This is a genomic window from Streptomyces sp. NPDC001781 (assembly GCF_053596035.1).
This window is the reverse complement of record NZ_JBSFFI010000006.1, coordinates 173,323-188,978: the sequence shown is the minus strand read 5'-3', so window position 1 is coordinate 188,978 and position 15,656 is coordinate 173,323. Positions and strand designations below refer to the sequence as shown.

Below are 15,656 nucleotides of genomic sequence, written 5' to 3'. Positions count from 1 at the left end.
GAATGGTGTCGTAGAACCATCCGGTGATCCGTAAAACGACCTAGCGCCGATCGGGTTACATAGGGGCATGAGCGATGCAGAAGCAGAGGCCATGCCCGACTGGGAGAAGCGGTTCCGTGCACCGCGTGTCTCCCTGCCCGACTGGGCGGAAGACGCCCCCGACCGTTCGCTATTCGTGTCGAACGCGACCGGGACCTACGAGCTGTACGCCTGGGACCGGAAGACCGGCCACCAGCGACAGGTCACGGACCGGCCTGACGGAACAACGGACGGGACTGTCTCGCCCGACGGTGAGTGGATCTGGTGGTTCGACGACGGCATGGGTTCCTCCGTTCCAGACTTGCCGTCATACGGGGACGAGTTCGGGGTCTGGCGCCGCCAGCCCTTCGGGGGCGGCCCCGACGAGACGGCCGTACCGGGCCTCGCGCCCTCCTACCCCGCCGGGCTCGCCCTCGGCCGGGACGGGCGCACGGCCGTGGTCGGCCGGTCGACCGACGAGGACGGTACGACGATCCACCTCGCCCGCGCCGGTGAAACGCCGGTGGAGATCTACCGCCACCGCGAGTCCGCGGGCGTCGGCGACCTCTCCCACGACGGCACCCTGATCGCGGTCGAGCACACCGAGCACGGTGACGCCATGCACAGCGCCCTGCGCGTGCTGCGCCCCGACGGCACGGCCGTCGCCGACCTGGACGACACCCGGGGCGGCACCGAGGAGCTGGGCCTGGAGGTGCTGGGCTTCGCCCCGGTCGACGGGGACACCCGCCTCCTCATCGGCCACCAGCGCCGGGGCCGCTGGGAGCCGCTGGTGTGGGACGTGGCGAGCGGCGCGGAGACGGACCTCCCGCTGGACCTGCCCGGCGACGTGGCCGCCGAGTGGTACCCGGACGGCACCGCCCTGCTGATCGCGCACGGCTTCGAGGCCCGCAGCGAGCTGTTCCGCTACGACCTCGCCACCCGCGAGCTGGACCGCATCCCCACCCCGCCCGGCACCGTCTCCGGGGCGACCGCCCGGCCCGACGGCAGCGTGGAGTACCTGTGGTCCTCGGCCGCCGAGCCGCCGGTGGTCCGCTCCACCAGCGGTGACGTCGTGCTCGACCCGCCCGGTCTGAAGAGCCCGCCGTCGGTCGCGGTGCAGGACGTGTGGGTGGACGGCCCCGGCGGCCGGATCCACGCCCTCGTCCAGAAGCCCGCCGGGGCCACCGGCCCCCTCCCGACCGTGTTCGACCTGCACGGCGGTCCCACCTGGCACGACAGCGACTCCTTCGCCGCGGGCCCGGCGGCCTGGGTGGACCAGGGGTACGCGGTCGTCCGCGTCAACTACCGCGGCTCCACCGGGTACGGGCGCGCCTGGACCGACGCGCTCAAGCACCGGGTCGGGCTGATCGAACTGGAGGACGTGGCCGCCGTGCGCGAGTGGGCCGTCTCCTCCGGCCTCGCCGACCCCGAGCGCCTCGTCCTCACCGGCGGTTCCTGGGGCGGCTACCTCACCCTCCTCGGCATCGGCACCCAGCCGGAGGCGTGGACGGTGGGCATCGCCGTGGTGCCGGTCGCGGACTACGTCACCGCCTACCACGACGAGATGGAGGCGCTGAAGGCCATGGACCGCACCCTCCTGGGCGGTACCCCGGAGGAGGTCCCGGACCGCTTCGCCGCGTCCTCCCCGCTGACCTACGTGGACCAGGTCAAGGCCCCCGTCTACATCTCCGCGGGCGTCAACGACCCCCGCTGCCCCATCCGCCAGATCGACAACTACGTCGACCGCCTCCGCGACCGGGGCGCCCCCCACGAGGTCTACCGCTACGACGCCGGCCACGGCTCCCTGGTGGTGGACGAACGGATCAAGCAGGTCCGGCTGGAGATGGACTTCGCCCGGCGGCACCTGGGGGGCTCGGAGAAGTAGGGGGCCCGGAGCGGCAGGAAGGCTCAGCCGAACTCCGCCAGCCCCCGGCGCGTCGCCGCGATCACCACCCGGTCGTCCTTCGTGAGGAGGCGGTCGGGTGGCGTGTCTGGCGCGCCCTCGACGGCGAGGGCGCGCCAGACGCCCGGTTCGAAGGCGGACGCCAGGGTGCGGCCCTCCAGGCGGGGGCGGTTCGCCACGTCCACCGAGGCGAAGACGAGCACCCGGCGTTCCACCGGGACCGCGCCCAGGACGCGGCGGCCCAGCATGGCTCCGGCGAAGGCGGGGGCCGACAGGTGGGAGACGCTGCGGCTGCGGGTGGTGGCCAGCGGGTGGGCGACGCGCAGGGTGCGGTACACGGCGGTGGCGAAGTCGTCGTCGTACAGCCGCAGCACCGCGCGGAGGTCGGGACGGACCCCGCGCGCGTACAGCACGGCCTCCAGATTGGTGGTGTCCGCGCTGGTCACCGCGAGAAGGGCGTGCGCCCGGTGGATCTTGGCCGCCTCCAGCACGCCCTCCTGCGTGACGTCCCCGATCACCACCGGCACCCGCAGCCGCCGGGCCACCGCGAGGCCGCGCGCCTCCGGGTTGCCCTCCACGCACACCACGGGCACGTGCAGCTCGCGCAGCCGGATCAGCACCCGCGTGCCGATCTTCCCCAGTCCCAGCAGGACCACGTGCCCGCCGAGTCCACGCGGCGGCTTGCGCAGCGCGGACTGTGTACGGAAGGTGCCCAACCCCTCCAGCACGGCGGCCAGGAGAACCGGTAGCAGCAGCAACCCGACCAGTCCGGAAAGGAGTTGGAGGATCTTCCTGCCCAGTGACTCGCCCAGCGCGGGATCGTCGATGGCGAACAGGTCCAGCAGCGTCAGGTAGAGGGCCTTCACCGGATGGATGTCGGTCACGATCGACAGGGCCACCGCGAGCGCGATCACACAGCCCGCCAGCACCGCCAGCGACCACCTCAACTGCTTGGAGAACAAGGATGAGAGGGGCGGGACGCCGCCCACGCCGATGCCGTTCCCCGCCGCCGCGCCCTCCGACGCCGAGAACCGCTCCAGCACCACCCGCGACCGGCCGCCGGCCCGGTGTACCTCCTCGTCGTCGGGCAGCAGCACCGGCCCCTCGTCGTCCCGGTCGGAGGACAGCAGGGCGAGCGTGCACAGGCCGCCCGGCGCGGGGCTCGCGGCCGGGGACGCGACCCGCTCCACCGCGCGCAGCAGCAGCCCCTCCGCCTGGATCACCTTGCCGGTACCGGCGACCGCGGTCGCCGCGAGCGCGGGGGCGGCGGTGTCGGCGTCGGAGAGCACGGAAGTGGCCGCGTCCCGTACCGACTCCTCGGACTCGCCTACCAACACGGCTGCCTGGTCGAGGAGTTCCTCGATGTGCTGGCCCAGCCGGCGGTTGTAGAGCCGCAGTACGAGCCGCAGGCGGGGGTTCAGCCGCCGGGCGGTCAGCGCGGCCCGGATGTTGGTCTCGTCGTCCTCGTACACCAGCGCCAGCGCGGCCGCCCGCTCCACCCCCGCCTCGGCGAGCACCTGCTCCGTGAGGAACTCGGCCTCCAGCACCCTTTCCGCGTCCCGGTGCTGGGCCACGGCGCCGGAGTCACCACCCGGCACCGGGCCACCCCGGCCGACGGCCACGGACACCACCCGGTCGAAGAGCGCCGCCGAAGCCGACCGGGGCCGGCCGACCACCGGACGCCGCGCGGTACGGGCGTTCGGCGGCACCACGAGCACGACCTGCTCGCCGTAGACCCCGCGCAGCTCGGCGGACAGCCGGTGCGCGAGACCGTCGTCCCCGCACACCACCATCGGCGCCGGCGCGCCTCCTGAACCGCCTTGATACGGAACGCTGTTCGCCACGAGGGAAAAGACTGCCCCAAGAACGCGGCGGGTTCCAGCGATCACCTGAACGGCACCACCCGCGGCCGCGTACCGCACAGCAGCCGCACCCAGCCGGAGGTCCCCCGCCCGTGGCCATCACCGAAGACGCCCCGCCGGGTACCGAGCCACCCGGCGAACCCTCCCGCGGTGCCGGTACCCGGCTCAGCTCGCCCCTCGTCCTCACCCTGGTGCTGCTGCTCGCCGTCCTCGCCCAGGCGCCGATCCGGGGCGCGCTCGGCACCCCGGTGATGCAGAGCTGGACCACGGTGTTCGTCGCCGTCACCGTGCAGGCCCTGCCCTTCCTGGTCCTCGGGGTACTGCTGTCGGCCGGCATCGCCGTCTTCGTCCCGCCCGCCTTCTTCGCCCGCGCCCTGCCGGACAGGCCCGCGCTCGCCGTACCGGTCGCGGGGCTGGCCGGCGCGGTGCTGCCGGGGTGCGAGTGCGCGTCGGTGCCGGTGGCGGGCGCGCTGGTACGGCGGGGTGTGACCCCGGCGGCCGCACTGGCGTTCCTGCTGTCCGCGCCCGCCATCAACCCGATCGTGCTCACCGCCACGGCCGTCGCCTTCCCGAACGACCCGGAGATGGTCCTCGCCCGGTTCGCCGCGAGCCTGCTGACCGCCTGCGCGATGGGCTGGCTGTGGCAGCGGCTCGGCCGCGCCGACTGGCTGCGCCCGCCCGCGCACGGCGCGCACGAGGGCGAGACGAAGGCGGAGACCTTCTGGAACTCCGTACGCCACGACACCATGCACGCGGGCGGTTTCCTGGTGGTCGGCGCGATGGCGGCGGCCACCCTGAAGGCGGTCGCCCCGGCTGAGTGGCTGCGTACGGCCGCGGGCGACCCGTTCCTCGCGGTGCTCGCCCTCGCCGTGCTCGCCGTGGTGCTGTCCATCTGCTCGGAGGCGGACGCGTTCGTCGCCGCCTCGCTGACCGACTTCTCCCCGACGGCCAAGCTGGTGTTCCTGGTGGTGGGCCCGATGATCGACCTCAAGCTGTTCGCCATGCAGACCGGCACCTTCGGCCGCGGCTTCGCGCTCCGCTTCGCCCCGGCCACCTTCGCGCTGGCCGTCACGGGCGCGCTGGTCACCGGGGCGGTGCTGCTGTGAACCGCCAGGCGCAGGCCGCGGTCATGTTCCTCCTCGGCGGGACGCTGCTGCGCGCGGGGACGACGGATCTGTATCTCCGCTACGTCAAGTCGGGCCTGCGCCCATGGGTGCTGGCGGCGGGAGCGGTCCTGGTCGCGGCAGCGCTGGCGGCGGTCTGGTACGAGCGGAAGCGGGCCGGAAGCCATGGGGTCCATCCCGAGCCCCGTGTCGCCTGGCTCCTGGTGCTGCCCGTCCTCGCCCTCATCCTCGTCGCCCCGCCCGCCCTCGGCTCCTACAGCGCGGTCCGCACGGGTACGGCACTCCAACCCCCCTACGGGATGGACCCGTTGCCCGCCTCGGACCCCGTCCGGCTGAGCGTCGTCGACTACGCCTCCCGCGCCGCCTACACCCACTCCCTGCGTGGTCGCACCGTCCGCGTCACCGGCTTCCTCGCCCTCGACGCCCACGGCACCCCCTACCTCGTCCGCATGGCCCTCAACTGCTGCGCCGCCGACGCGCAGCCGGTCAAGATCGGCCTCACCGGCCGGCTCCCGCCGGTCCTCCGCCCGGACGCGTGGCTGGAGGTGACGGGGGTGTACGCGCCACGGGTGACGCGGGACCCGGTGAACAACGGGGTGATCCCCTGTCTCCGGGTGACGTCCGCCCGCCCGGTGGCCGCCCCGGCCGACCCCTACGACGAGACGTGGAACAAGTGAGGAGCGCCGGGCCTGACTCGGCCCGGGGCGTGACCGTGCCCGGGCGGGCTGGTCCTGTCCGGGTACGTCTTCGGAAGAAGTGGACCGGTTCCGGGACGGGTCGCTGCCGCGGAGACGGTTGTTGCCCGGCCGGGCGCGCCCACCCGTTGAGCTCCGGCGCCGCCCCGGGCCTTCCCGCCACGCCGCGCGGTCAGCCCAGGCAGATGACCAGGAGGCAGAGTCGGGAGGGGGAGGCCGACGGGGATGCGGTGGGGGTGGGGGACTGCGGGGTGGAGCTCTGGGACTCCGGGGCCGACGGGGTCTCGGTCCCGGTGGGCGCGGTGCTCACCGGACGCTCGGAGGGGGTGGCCGTCGCGGTGTCCGTCGTCGGGGCGGGGGACAGGGACGGCGGGACGAGGGGAGCGGCGGGGGTGGTGGAGACCGGGGCCGGGTCGTGAGGGAGGGGGAGCAGGGAGCGGGAGTGGGGATGCGTCGAGGGGGAGGGCTCGGTGGCCTTCGGGGTGGCCTCGCCCGGGGTGGGGGTGGTGCTGGAGCGGGGGGCTGCCGGTGGCTCGGCCTTGGCGTTCGTGCGGTGCGGAGTGCTCGGGACAGCAGTGGGGCGACCGGTCGGCGTCGTCGCCGGTACCGGGAGGCCGGCTGTGGCCTCGGGGCCCGTACCGCCCATCGGCCGCTCGCCCTGGGCCGCGGTGGGGCGGGTGCGGTCGGTGGGCTGGTGGTTCAGGGCCGCGGCGAGGGTGAGCCCGCCGCCGACCAGGGCCATCGCGGTCACCAGAGCGGCCCGGCGGCGCGTCTTCTTCCAACGGGACTGCGCACGGCGCCGGGCCGCCCGGCCACCGCCCGAGGCCACACGGACCGGGCGGTGCGGAACGGCCGGCGGGGGCACCGGCCTGCCGTGGTGGGAAACGGATGCGTCCTCGTCACCGGAGTGCCGGACGGCGTACGGGCTCCTGCGGACCGGCATCGGGGCCAGGTCCGGCGAGGCGCAGACGCCGCAGCCGGGGCATACCAGGGCGCCGTTCAGATGCCGACGGCAGGCGGAGCAGTAGTCCATTCGCGGTCTTCCTGGGTCGACGGGCGCGGGTGAGCGCCCGCCACCGTAACGGGAGCATCAGCAGAGTGTGTGCGCCCCATGTGGCTCTCCTGCACACATTCCCAGCGGATTCGAGGTGGCTGGAACCTGTGTGGCCGGAAGCCGTGTGGGTGCAGGCCATGGGGCCGGTCCGTCTGGATGCGGACCGGGTGCGCCCGCCCGCCATGTGGCCGCACCCCCGTGTTCCCCGCCCCGCGCCCCTCAGTGCCCCACGTCACACCCCCACATGTCACACCCCCGCCGCCCCGCCCGTCGTAACCGTGAATCCATCGGAACCGGCCCCCAGGAGCGCACCATGAACGCCCGCCTCAACCCCTTCGCCGTCCCCGCCGCCGCCAAGGTCGTCAAGCACATCAACGCGGCCGGAAAGGTGGTTTCGGACTCCACCCTCCCCGCGGCCACCCAGGAGCTGGTGAAGATCCGCGCCAGCCAGATCAACGGCTGCGGCTTCTGCCTCGACATGCACACCAAGGAGGCCGCGCACGCGGGCGAGACCCAGCTCCGGCTGAACCTGGTCGCCGCCTGGCGGGAGGCCACCGTCTTCACCGACGCCGAGCGCGCCGCCCTCGAACTGGCCGAGCAGGGCACCCGCCTCGCCGACACCCCGGGCGCCGTCACCGACGAGGCGTGGGCGGACGCGGCCAAGCACTACGACGAGGACCAGCTCGCGGCCCTGGTCTTCCTGATCGGCCTCATCAACGCCTACAACCGCATGAACGTCATGATCCGCATGCCCGCCGGCGACTACCAGGCCGGCCAGTTCGCCTGAGCCGGCCCGGAACCGGCCCGGAACCGCCTCTGGCCGAACCGGGCGGCGACCTCCTCAGGCATCCGGAGGCGAGACGGCGTGTGCGCCCCGCCCCGCGCACGCCCCTCGCCTATCGTCGGCCTAAAACCGACATCCGGAGTGAAAATGGGAAAAACGGATGAGCTGGTGGGAGTGGTCGACAGGGCGGCGACGGCCGTCACCCCCACCGCTCCCCCGGCCCGCCCCAGCCCCGTCCGCCCCCTGCTCGTCCTCACCGCCGCCGCGGCCGTGGGGATCACGGTGCTGCTGCTCGCCCGCGCCGGGGTGCTCGACCGGCCCGCCGTCCAGGCGTGGCGCACGGTCTGCCTGGCGATCACCGTGCAGGCGCTGCCGTTCCTGATTCTCGGCACCGTGCTGTCCGGCGCTATCAACGCGTTCGTCCCGGCCGACCTGTTCACCCGTGTACTGCCCCGGCGGGCCGCGCTCGCCGTGCCGGTCGCGGGAGTCGCGGGCGCGGTGCTGCCGGGGTGCGAGTGCGCGTCCGTCCCCGTCGCCAACAGCCTGATCCGGCGAGGTGTCACCCCGGCCGCCGCCTTCGCCTTCCTGCTGTCCGCGCCCGCGATCAACCCGATCGTGCTCACCGCCACGGCCGTCGCCTTCCCCGGCGACCCCGCCATGGTCGTCGCCCGGCTGGTCGCCTCACTGGCCACCGCCGCCGTGATGGGCTGGCTGTGGCTCGGCTTCGGCAAGGAGAAATGGCTGCGCCCGGCCGTACGGCACACCGGCCACCGGCACGGGCACAGCCGCTGGGGCGAGTTCCGCCAGGGCTTCCAGCACGACTTCCTGCACGCGGGGGGCTTCCTGGTGCTCGGCGCGACGGCCGCGGCCACCTTCAACGTGGCCGTGCCGCGCGGTGTGCTCGACACCTTCGCCGGCTCGCCCTGGCTCTCCGTGCTCTTCCTCGCCGGACTCGCCGTCCTGCTCGCTGTCTGCTCGGAGGCGGACGCCTTCGTGGCGGCCTCCCTCACAGGCTTCTCCCCCATGGCCCGGCTGGCTTTCATGGTGGTGGGCCCCATGGTGGACCTGAAGCTGATCGCCCTTCAGGCGGGCACCTTCGGCCGCGCCTTCGCCGTACGGTTCTCCGCCGCGACCACGGTCGTCGCCGTCGCCGCCAGCGCCCTGATCGGAGGCGCGCTGCTGTGAGACGCCTCGCCCAGACCGCTCTGCTCGCCCTCATCGGCGCGGGCCTGCTGCACACGGCTGCCTTCACCGACCTCTACCTGCGCTATGTCAAGGAGGGCCTGCGCCCCGTCCTGATCGCCTCCGGCGCCGTCCTGTTGATCCTCGCCGGGGTGAACGCCGTACTCGACCTGCGCCGGAGCGAGCATCCTCACGATCCCCACCATGGACACGCTCACGGCCACGACCACTCCACCGCCCCCAAGGTCGCCTGGCTCCTCGCTCTCCCCGCCCTGAGCCTCCTCCTCTACGCCCCGCCCGCCCTCGGCGCGTACACGGCGGCGCACTCCAACGGGAAACCGGTCGCCACACCGAAGGAACGCTTCCCCGCTCTCCCCGCGACCTCCCCGCTCCCCCTGACCCTCACCGGCTTCACCCAGCGCGTCCAGCAGGACCCCACGCGGGCGATCGAGGGCCGGCAGGTCCGGCTCACCGGTTTCGTCACCCCGGCCGGGGCGGGCGGCGGCTGGTACCTGACCCGGATCATCTTCACCTGCTGCGCCGCCGACTCCCAGACCGTCAAGGTCCGCGTCCACGGCCCCGACGCCCCGCCCGCCGACACCTGGCTCGCGGTCACCGGCACCTGGCACCCCGCGGGCCGGCTCGGCACGAGGACCGCCGAGGCCGCGCTGGACGCGGAGGAGACCCACCCCGTCGCCCAGCCGGTCAACGCGTACACGGACGACCTCCCGCTGACCCCGTCGTAGCCCGGATCGCCGCGCTGCACCCCGCCCCGCCCCCGCGATACCCTGGTGTCCGGCCGCGCCTCGCCCGCGCGGCGCGGCGGTGGGGCTCGCCGTACCCGAACCGCGGCACCGACGCCGCCGACAGTCCCTACTTGCGACGGAGTGCGCCCGCGTGCGCGGGCCCCGGCGAGTAGGAGACGTACGCCCATGACAGCACCACGACCCATGACGAACGAACCCGTCGACCCCGACGTCGACCGGCGCTCTCCCGCCCAGGAGGCGTGGCGTGGTCAGGGCCCGGTCGTGGCGGTGGTCGCGGCCGGCGGCGCGATCGGCGCGACGGCCCGGTACGCGGCGTCGCTGCTGTGGCCGATGCAGAACCCCGGCTTCCCGTGGACGACCCTGCTGGTCAACGTGACCGGGTGCGCGGTCATCGGCGTCTTCATGGTGCTGATCAGCGAGGTGTGGACCGCGCACCGGCTGGTCCGGCCGTTCTTCGGTACGGGCGTGCTGGGGGGGTTCACCACGTTCTCCACGTACGCCGTCGAGACCGAGCGGCTGGTGAACTCCGGTGAGGCGCGCACCGCCCTCGCCTATCTGGCCGCGACCCTGCTCGCGGCCCTCGGCTCGGTGGGACTCGCGGTCGCGCTCACGCGCCGCGTCCTGGCCTGGAGGCAGCGATGACCACGACACGGCTGACCGGCGACGCCCTCCGGGTGACGATCTTCATCGGCGAGCACGACACGTACCGCCACAAGCCGCTCTACAGCGAGATCGTGCACCGCGCGCACGCCGCCGGCCTCGCGGGAGCCAGCGTGTTCCGGGGCATCGAGGGCTTCGGCGCGTCCTCCCTGATCCACACCGCCCGGCTGCTCTCCCTGAACGAGGAGCTGCCGGTGGCCATCGTGGTCGTCGACACCCCGGAGCGCGTTCGGGCGTTCCTGCCGCAGCTGGACGAACTGGTGGAGTCGGGGCTGGTGATCCTGGACGACTGCCAGGTCATCCGGTACGCCGGCAGCCACTCTGGCCGGCACTCCCGGCGTCACCACGGCAAGGAGAAGAAGGCGTGAACTGGCTCCTCGTGATCGTCGGCGGCATGGCCGGAGCCCCGCTGCGCTACCTCACCGACCGCGCCGTCCAGAAACGCCACGACGCCGTCTTCCCCTGGGGCACCCTCACCGTCAACGTCCTCGGCTGCCTCATCCTCGGTCTGCTGACCGGCGCGGTCGCGGCGGGCGCCGCCTCCTCCCACGTCCAACTCCTCCTGGGCACCGGCCTCTGCGGCGCCCTCACCACGTACTCCACCTTCTCCTACGAGACCCTCCGCCTCACGGAGGACGGCGCCCGCTTCCTGGCGGCCGCCAACGTGGTGGCGAGCGTGGTCGCCGGCCTGGGCGCGGCCTTCGTGGGGACGGCGCTCGCGGAGGCGATCTGGGCATGACGGTGGGCGGGGCCCCGCCTCGCGACGGACCTCACGTACGGCCGCGCCCAGGCCGGCGACCGGGCCCGTCAGCGTGGTGCGTCGTCGGGGGCGAGCGCGTTCTCCCGCAGGTTCGTCTCCCTGCGCAGTGTTCTGGTGAACCAGGCGCCGTAGCGGTTCCCGAGGAAGGGGGCCGAGGCTCCGTGGAGGATGACGCTCAGTCCGACGGTCACCGTGACGACCCCGCTCAGCAGGGTTTCCCCTGGCAGGTGTTCCTCGAACGCGAGCAGGCCGAACACGAGGGAGGCGAGGCCGCGCGGACCGAACCAGCCGATGTAGGCCACCGAGGTGGCGCGCAGCCCGGTGCCGATCAGCGCGAGGGCGACCGGCAGCATCCGCAGGACGGTGAGGCTGAGCAGCGCGTAGACGACCATCCGCCACGTCAGGTGCTGGAGCGTCGGTCCGAGGATGACCGCGCCGAAGACGAGGAAGCTCAGTGAGGCGAGCAGAAGGCCGAGCCGTTCGGTGAACTCCGTGCTGTGCACGGGATCCGAGTCCTCGGGCCGCAGGTTCGGACCGGCGGGTGTCCGCCGCAGGTGGACGCCGAAGGCCAGACCGGCGGCCCAGGCACCGATGAAGCCGCTTCCGTCGCCCATCAGGCACAGCGCGTAGGCGACGGCCGGAACGGCGAGGACCAGCAACTGCCGCCAGCCGGAGGTGCTCCAGCCCCGGGACAGCGACCAGCGCAGCAGACTCGCCCCGGCCCAGCCGGCCGCGACGCCGACCGCGCCGCTCAGCAGCAGTGCCCGCAGGAACGTCTCGGCCACACCCGGATGACCGTGGCCCTCCTCGGCCGCCGCCAGTGCCAGCACGAAGAACGGAAGCGCCAGACCGTCGTTCAGACCCGACTCCACGGACAGGCCGCCGCGGATCAGCGGCGGCACCCGCTTGTTGGAGAAGGCCTGCTGCCCGAGCGCGGCGTCCGTCGGCGCGAGGATGACGGCGACCAGGGCCAGCTCCCACACCCCGAGGCCGGGCAGCAGGGGCCAGGCCGCCAGCCATCCCAGAGCCATCGTGGCGGGCAGTCCGACGGCGAGCAGCCGCAACGGCAGGAACTCCTCCCGGCGCAGGTCCCGAAGCCGGATTCCCGCCGCGTCCGCGAACAGCAGGAGCACCAGCGCACTCTCCAGCAGCGTCCGCGTGATCTCGGGGTCCTTCGCACGGTCCAGCACATCCAGGCCCAGCGGGCCGATCGCCACACCCACGAGCATGAAGACCAGCGGTCCCGAGAGCACCGTGCTCGACAGGCGCCGCGAGAGCATCCCGTAGCCGACGACCACACACCCGGCGGCCACGACGGCCCAGCCGTTCATCCGCACTCCTCACGCCGGACATCCGTCGTCGCCGGGGCGGCCGCGCCACGGACGGCGTGACGGGTCCCCGGCACGCCGTCCCGTCACGCGGAGACACGAAGCCCGACCCTACGTCGCCCCCGGCCGGCTCCGCGGAAACCCCGGGCAGGACCCGCCCGGCCCGGCCCGGTCGGCCCAACGAGCCCCGACGAGACCCGACGAGAGGGGGGTGCCGGGTCGGGCGGAGCACAGGGGCGCGGCGGACACGGCGACGGGGGCGGGCCTGGCCGGACGTCCCCTCACTGCCGGGCCATGTGCATGCGCATCTCGCTCGGGGCGTCGACGATCAGATCGCCGGACAGGTCGACGGTCACGCTGTGCAGGGTGCCGGTGAACGGGAACGGCGCCCGGTAGTCGGCGGTGACGGCCGATCCGGGGTTCGCGCCGCAGCACACGCCTCCGGGGTTGAAGGCGACCGGGGTCGTGACCGGCATGTCGAGCTGGCCGACCAGCCGGTCGTCTACGTACAGCTGTCCCCGGCCGGGGGACCCCTTGCCCGCCGCGATGTCCGGGCTGCCGGTCGGCTCGAACTCGAAGCGCAGCGTGTGACGGCCCTCGGGGACGGTCTCGTCCGACGCCGCGTGGAACACGGTGCGCTGGACGTAGTTGTGGGCGTAGTGCAGACGGTCGTCCTTGACGTAGAAGGACCAGCCTCCGGCGTTGGTGCCCTGGCAGAGCAGCACCCCCTCGGCGCCGCCGGGCGGGACCTCCGCGTCGGCGGTGATGCTGTGCGTGCGGTTGAGGACCCGGGGGGCCACGGCGGCCGGCAGGACCTGCGTGCCGGGGTGGAAGACGTAACTGGGCCGGGCCTCGGTGATCTGCGGCCGCTCGAGCATGAGGCGCTCGAAGGCGCTGCCGTCGATCGGCAGCACGTTGTACTTGCCGGCCTCGACGTACCACAGCGCGATCATCTCGATCAGCTTGCTGCGGTGTTCCGCGGCGACGTCACGGGTCTCGGCGACGTCCTCGGCGACGCGGTACAGCTCCCAGTGACCGGCGTCCAGGTCGTCCAGGTCCGTCATGGTGATCGGGGTGCCGAACGGCTTGCCGGCCTCCACGAAGGAGGGGCCGGGCCAGGGGCAGACCGCACGCCAGCCGTCGTGATCGAGGGCCCGGTGTCCGAACATCTCGTAGTACTGGGTGCGGTGCCGGGTCGGCGCGGTGGCGTCGTCGAAGGTGTGCGCGAAGCTGACTCCGTGCAGCGGGGACTGGGTGACGCCCCGGATGGTGGCGGGCGGCTCGACCCCCAGCACGTCGAGGACGGTCGGCACCATGTCGATGATGTGCGCGAACTGGTCGCGGATCTCGCCGCGGGCCCGGATGCCGGCCGGCCAGTGCACCAGGAACGGGTCGCTGACACCGCCCCGGTAGGTCTCCCGCTTCCACCGCCGGAACGGCGTGTTGCCGGCTGAGGTCCAGCCCCACGGGTAGTGGTTGAAGGTCTCGGGGCCGCCGATCTCCTCGATCCGCGCCAGGCTCTCCTCCAGGGACTCGGGCGCGTTGTTGAAGAACTGCATCTCGTTGGTCGTCCCGGTCGCCCCGCCCTCGGCGCTGGCGCCGTTGTCGGAGACCACCATGACCAGCGTGTTGTCGAACTCGCCGATCTCCTCCAGGAAGGACATCAGCCGGCCGATGTGGTGGTCGGTGTGGGACAGGAACCCGGCGAAGACCTCCATCATCCGCGCCGCGAGGCGGCGGGCGTCCGGCGACAGGGACTCCCAGGCCGGCACGTCCGGGTCGTGCGGGGACAACTCGCAGCCCGCGGGCACGATGCCGAGCTGCTTCTGCCGGTCGAAGGTGCGCTCGCGGTACGCCTCCCAGCCGTCGTCGAACCTTCCCCGGTAGCGGTCCGCCCACTCCTTGGGGACGTGGTGCGGGGCGTGCGTCGCGCCCGGGCAGAAGTACAGGTGGAAGGGCTTGTCCGGGGCGACCTGCTTGGCGTCCGCGATGAACGACATCGCCCGGTCGGCCAGGTCCGCGGTCAGGTGGTAGCCCTCCTCCGGCGTCGCCGGCTGCTCGACCTGGTGGTTGTCGTACACCAGATCCGGATACCACTGGCTGGTGTCGCCCCCCAGGAAGCCGTAGAACCGCTCGAAGCCCCGCCCCAGCGGCCACCGGTCGTACGGCCCCGCGGCCGACTCCTGCTCCGAGGGCATCAGGTGCCACTTGCCGACCATGTAGGTGTTGTAGCCGTGCTGGAGCAGCATCTCGGAGAGCATGCCGTTCTCGAACGGGATCTGCCCGTTGTAGCCGGGATACCCGGTGGCCAGCTCGGTGACCGACGCCATCCCGTTGGCGTGGTGGTTGCGGCCGGTCACCACGCAGGAGCGCGACGGCGAGCAGAGGGCGGTGGTGTGCATGTTGCTGTACAGCAGCCCGCCCGCCGCCAACGCGTCCATGGCGGGCGTCCCGATCGGGCTCCCGTAGCAGCCCAGCTGCCCGTACCCGGTGTCGTCCAGCACGATCACCAGCACGTTCGGCGCACCGGGCGCCGCCCGTACCGGCTGCGGCCACGCGGGCGTCGACTCGTCGGCCGTCCGCCCGATCACCCCGGGGAACGACCGCCCCGGGGTGTACTCGCTCCAGGATGCCTGCGACATGCCTGGCCTCCGTTCCACCGGCGCGCATCGCTGTCTCCGGCCGGCACATCGACTTCTCGGGGCCGTGAGGAACATCGCGAAGCACCCGGCCGGGCGCCGGGCCCACGGCCGGTCCGCGAAGCGTCGTCTGCTCGCGCCACGGCGGTCCCCTGCCTCGCTCACGCGCGGCGCTCACTTCCACGCTAGGCCGCGCGGATCAGTGCCGCCAACCGGACGTCCGCGCGCCCGGGGCCGACCGCCGATCCGGCCGGGAGACCGCCGGGGACGGCGCTTGCGGACGTACCCCCCGGCACCTCGGGCGCCGAGGGAGGATCGCCACCGGCTTCCGCACGTGCTCCGTGCCCTGTCGCGGGAGCCGCCCCCGTGACAAGGGTGTGACGGGTAGGAACTTGTCCGCTCTCGCCGTGGTCATGATGATGTCGGCATGTCTGAGAACGGGGACCGGATGGCGGGTGCGGGCGGCGCGCCCGCGCAGGCGGCGGAAGTGGAAGCCCGCAGACGGGAGTTCGCGGGGCTGCTCGGGGAGTTCCGGCGTACTCCCGTTCTCGTGCCGCTGGGTGGTGACCCGGGCGGGGAACAGGCGATGCTGACCGCGGACTTCAACGGCGTCCGTTTCATCCTGGCCTTCTCCGACGAGCAGGCGCTCGCCCGGTACGCCACCGCGCGCGGGGATTCGGCGCGCGAGTGGACGTATCAACGCGTCCTGGGTGCACGTCTGCTGGACGTGGCGGTGCCCGCGGCGGGCGTTCCCTGCGGGGTGGCGCTGGACTGTGCGGACGGGTCGGCCGGGATGGTGTTCCCGCCGGTGGCGGGGATCGTGCCGGACGGCGCGGCGGTGGATCTGGACGACGAGGCGCGGCACGGGGGTGCGGTATGA

The 15,656-nt window shown here is 73.3% G+C and carries 14 protein-coding genes; 10 read left to right on the top strand and 4 right to left on the bottom strand.

The features are described 5' to 3' along the window. The first annotated feature begins 67 nt into the window (after positions 1 to 67). Entirely contained in the window at positions 68 to 1,903 is a 1,836-nt protein-coding gene (locus ACWCV3_RS08145) for a prolyl oligopeptidase family serine peptidase (protein ID WP_451220134.1), read from the top strand. Positions 1,904 to 1,926: 23 nt separating this feature from the next. Here ACWCV3_RS08145 and ACWCV3_RS08140 read toward each other — a convergent pair whose 3' ends face one another. Then, positions 1,927 to 3,714 carry an NAD-binding protein gene (locus tag ACWCV3_RS08140; protein WP_451220132.1) on the bottom strand — a complete coding sequence of 596 codons (1,788 nt, stop codon included), beginning with the start codon at positions 3,712 to 3,714 and terminating at the stop codon, positions 1,927 to 1,929. A gap of 161 nt (positions 3,715 to 3,875) precedes the next feature. On the opposite strand from ACWCV3_RS08140, the gene ACWCV3_RS08135 reads away from it, so the two are divergent. Beyond that, positions 3,876 to 4,889, top strand: coding sequence for a permease (locus tag ACWCV3_RS08135; RefSeq protein ID WP_451220130.1), 1,014 nt, complete (start codon positions 3,876 to 3,878; stop codon positions 4,887 to 4,889). Then, positions 4,886 to 5,584, top strand: a complete 699-nt coding sequence (locus ACWCV3_RS08130; RefSeq protein ID WP_451220127.1) for a TIGR03943 family putative permease subunit — start codon at positions 4,886 to 4,888, stop codon at positions 5,582 to 5,584. Before ACWCV3_RS08135 ends, ACWCV3_RS08130 begins: the two co-directional genes overlap by 4 nt. 190 nt (positions 5,585 to 5,774) lie before the next feature. Here the strand turns inward: ACWCV3_RS08130 and ACWCV3_RS08125 are convergent, their stop codons facing one another. Further along, complete coding sequence (locus tag ACWCV3_RS08125) at positions 5,775 to 6,635, bottom strand: SCO2400 family protein (protein WP_451220125.1); 861 nt, start codon at positions 6,633 to 6,635, stop codon at positions 5,775 to 5,777. A gap of 334 nt (positions 6,636 to 6,969) precedes the next feature. Between ACWCV3_RS08125 and ACWCV3_RS08120 the strand changes: the two genes are divergently transcribed. The 6 genes from ACWCV3_RS08120 to crcB (ACWCV3_RS08095) all read left to right on the top strand — a co-directional run bounded on the left by ACWCV3_RS08120 (position 6,970) and on the right by crcB (ACWCV3_RS08095) (position 10,788). Further along, the gene (locus tag ACWCV3_RS08120; protein WP_451220123.1) at positions 6,970 to 7,443 is read left to right on the top strand and encodes a carboxymuconolactone decarboxylase family protein; all 474 of its coding nucleotides are present in this window, start codon (positions 6,970 to 6,972) and stop codon (positions 7,441 to 7,443) included. Between the two features lie 144 nt (positions 7,444 to 7,587). Then, entirely contained in the window at positions 7,588 to 8,625 is a 1,038-nt protein-coding gene (locus ACWCV3_RS08115; RefSeq protein WP_451220121.1) for a permease, read from the top strand. Then, entirely contained in the window at positions 8,622 to 9,368 is a 747-nt protein-coding gene (locus ACWCV3_RS08110; RefSeq protein ID WP_451220119.1) for a TIGR03943 family putative permease subunit, read from the top strand. Before ACWCV3_RS08115 ends, ACWCV3_RS08110 begins: the two co-directional genes overlap by 4 nt. A 186-nt stretch (positions 9,369 to 9,554) precedes the next feature. Next, complete coding sequence (gene crcB / locus ACWCV3_RS08105; RefSeq protein ID WP_451220116.1) at positions 9,555 to 10,031, top strand: fluoride efflux transporter CrcB; 477 nt, start codon at positions 9,555 to 9,557, stop codon at positions 10,029 to 10,031. Further along, positions 10,028 to 10,417, top strand: coding sequence for a DUF190 domain-containing protein (locus tag ACWCV3_RS08100; protein ID WP_451220113.1), 390 nt, complete (start codon positions 10,028 to 10,030; stop codon positions 10,415 to 10,417). The genes crcB (ACWCV3_RS08105) and ACWCV3_RS08100 overlap by 4 nt, the downstream gene beginning before the upstream one ends. Further along, on the top strand, positions 10,414 to 10,788 hold the full coding sequence (gene crcB / locus ACWCV3_RS08095) for a fluoride efflux transporter CrcB (protein ID WP_451220110.1): 375 nt from the start codon (positions 10,414 to 10,416) through the stop codon (positions 10,786 to 10,788). The genes ACWCV3_RS08100 and crcB (ACWCV3_RS08095) overlap by 4 nt, the downstream gene beginning before the upstream one ends. Positions 10,789 to 10,856: 68 nt before the next feature. On the opposite strand, the gene ACWCV3_RS08090 is transcribed toward crcB (ACWCV3_RS08095), so the two are convergent. After that, positions 10,857 to 12,140: a cation:proton antiporter gene (locus tag ACWCV3_RS08090; RefSeq protein ID WP_451220107.1), complete on the bottom strand. Its 1,284-nt coding sequence runs from the start codon at positions 12,138 to 12,140 to the stop codon at positions 10,857 to 10,859. Between the two features lie 278 nt (positions 12,141 to 12,418). Continuing rightward, entirely contained in the window at positions 12,419 to 14,779 is a 2,361-nt protein-coding gene (locus ACWCV3_RS08085) for an arylsulfatase (RefSeq protein WP_451220104.1), read from the bottom strand. Between the two features lie 424 nt (positions 14,780 to 15,203). Between ACWCV3_RS08085 and ACWCV3_RS08080 the strand changes: the two genes are divergently transcribed. Continuing rightward, a complete protein-coding gene (locus tag ACWCV3_RS08080; protein WP_451220101.1) occupies positions 15,204 to 15,656 on the top strand; it encodes a hypothetical protein in 453 nt (150 codons plus the stop codon).

Coding starts and splice junctions, on each gene's coding strand:
- ACWCV3_RS08145 (WP_451220134.1), top strand. CDS start 68: ATGAGCGATGCAGAAGCAGAGGCCATGCCCGACTGGGAGAAGCGGTTC.
- ACWCV3_RS08140 (WP_451220132.1), bottom strand. CDS start 3,714: ATGGTGGTGTGCGGGGACGACGGTCTCGCGCACCGGCTGTCCGCCGAG.
- ACWCV3_RS08125 (WP_451220125.1), bottom strand. CDS start 6,635: ATGGACTACTGCTCCGCCTGCCGTCGGCATCTGAACGGCGCCCTGGTA.
- ACWCV3_RS08120 (WP_451220123.1), top strand. CDS start 6,970: ATGAACGCCCGCCTCAACCCCTTCGCCGTCCCCGCCGCCGCCAAGGTC.
- ACWCV3_RS08115 (WP_451220121.1), top strand. CDS start 7,588: ATGGGAAAAACGGATGAGCTGGTGGGAGTGGTCGACAGGGCGGCGACG.
- crcB (WP_451220116.1), top strand. CDS start 9,555: ATGACAGCACCACGACCCATGACGAACGAACCCGTCGACCCCGACGTC.
- ACWCV3_RS08100 (WP_451220113.1), top strand. CDS start 10,028: ATGACCACGACACGGCTGACCGGCGACGCCCTCCGGGTGACGATCTTC.
- ACWCV3_RS08090 (WP_451220107.1), bottom strand. CDS start 12,140: ATGAACGGCTGGGCCGTCGTGGCCGCCGGGTGTGTGGTCGTCGGCTAC.
- ACWCV3_RS08085 (WP_451220104.1), bottom strand. CDS start 14,779: ATGTCGCAGGCATCCTGGAGCGAGTACACCCCGGGGCGGTCGTTCCCC.
- ACWCV3_RS08080 (WP_451220101.1), top strand. CDS start 15,204: ATGTCTGAGAACGGGGACCGGATGGCGGGTGCGGGCGGCGCGCCCGCG.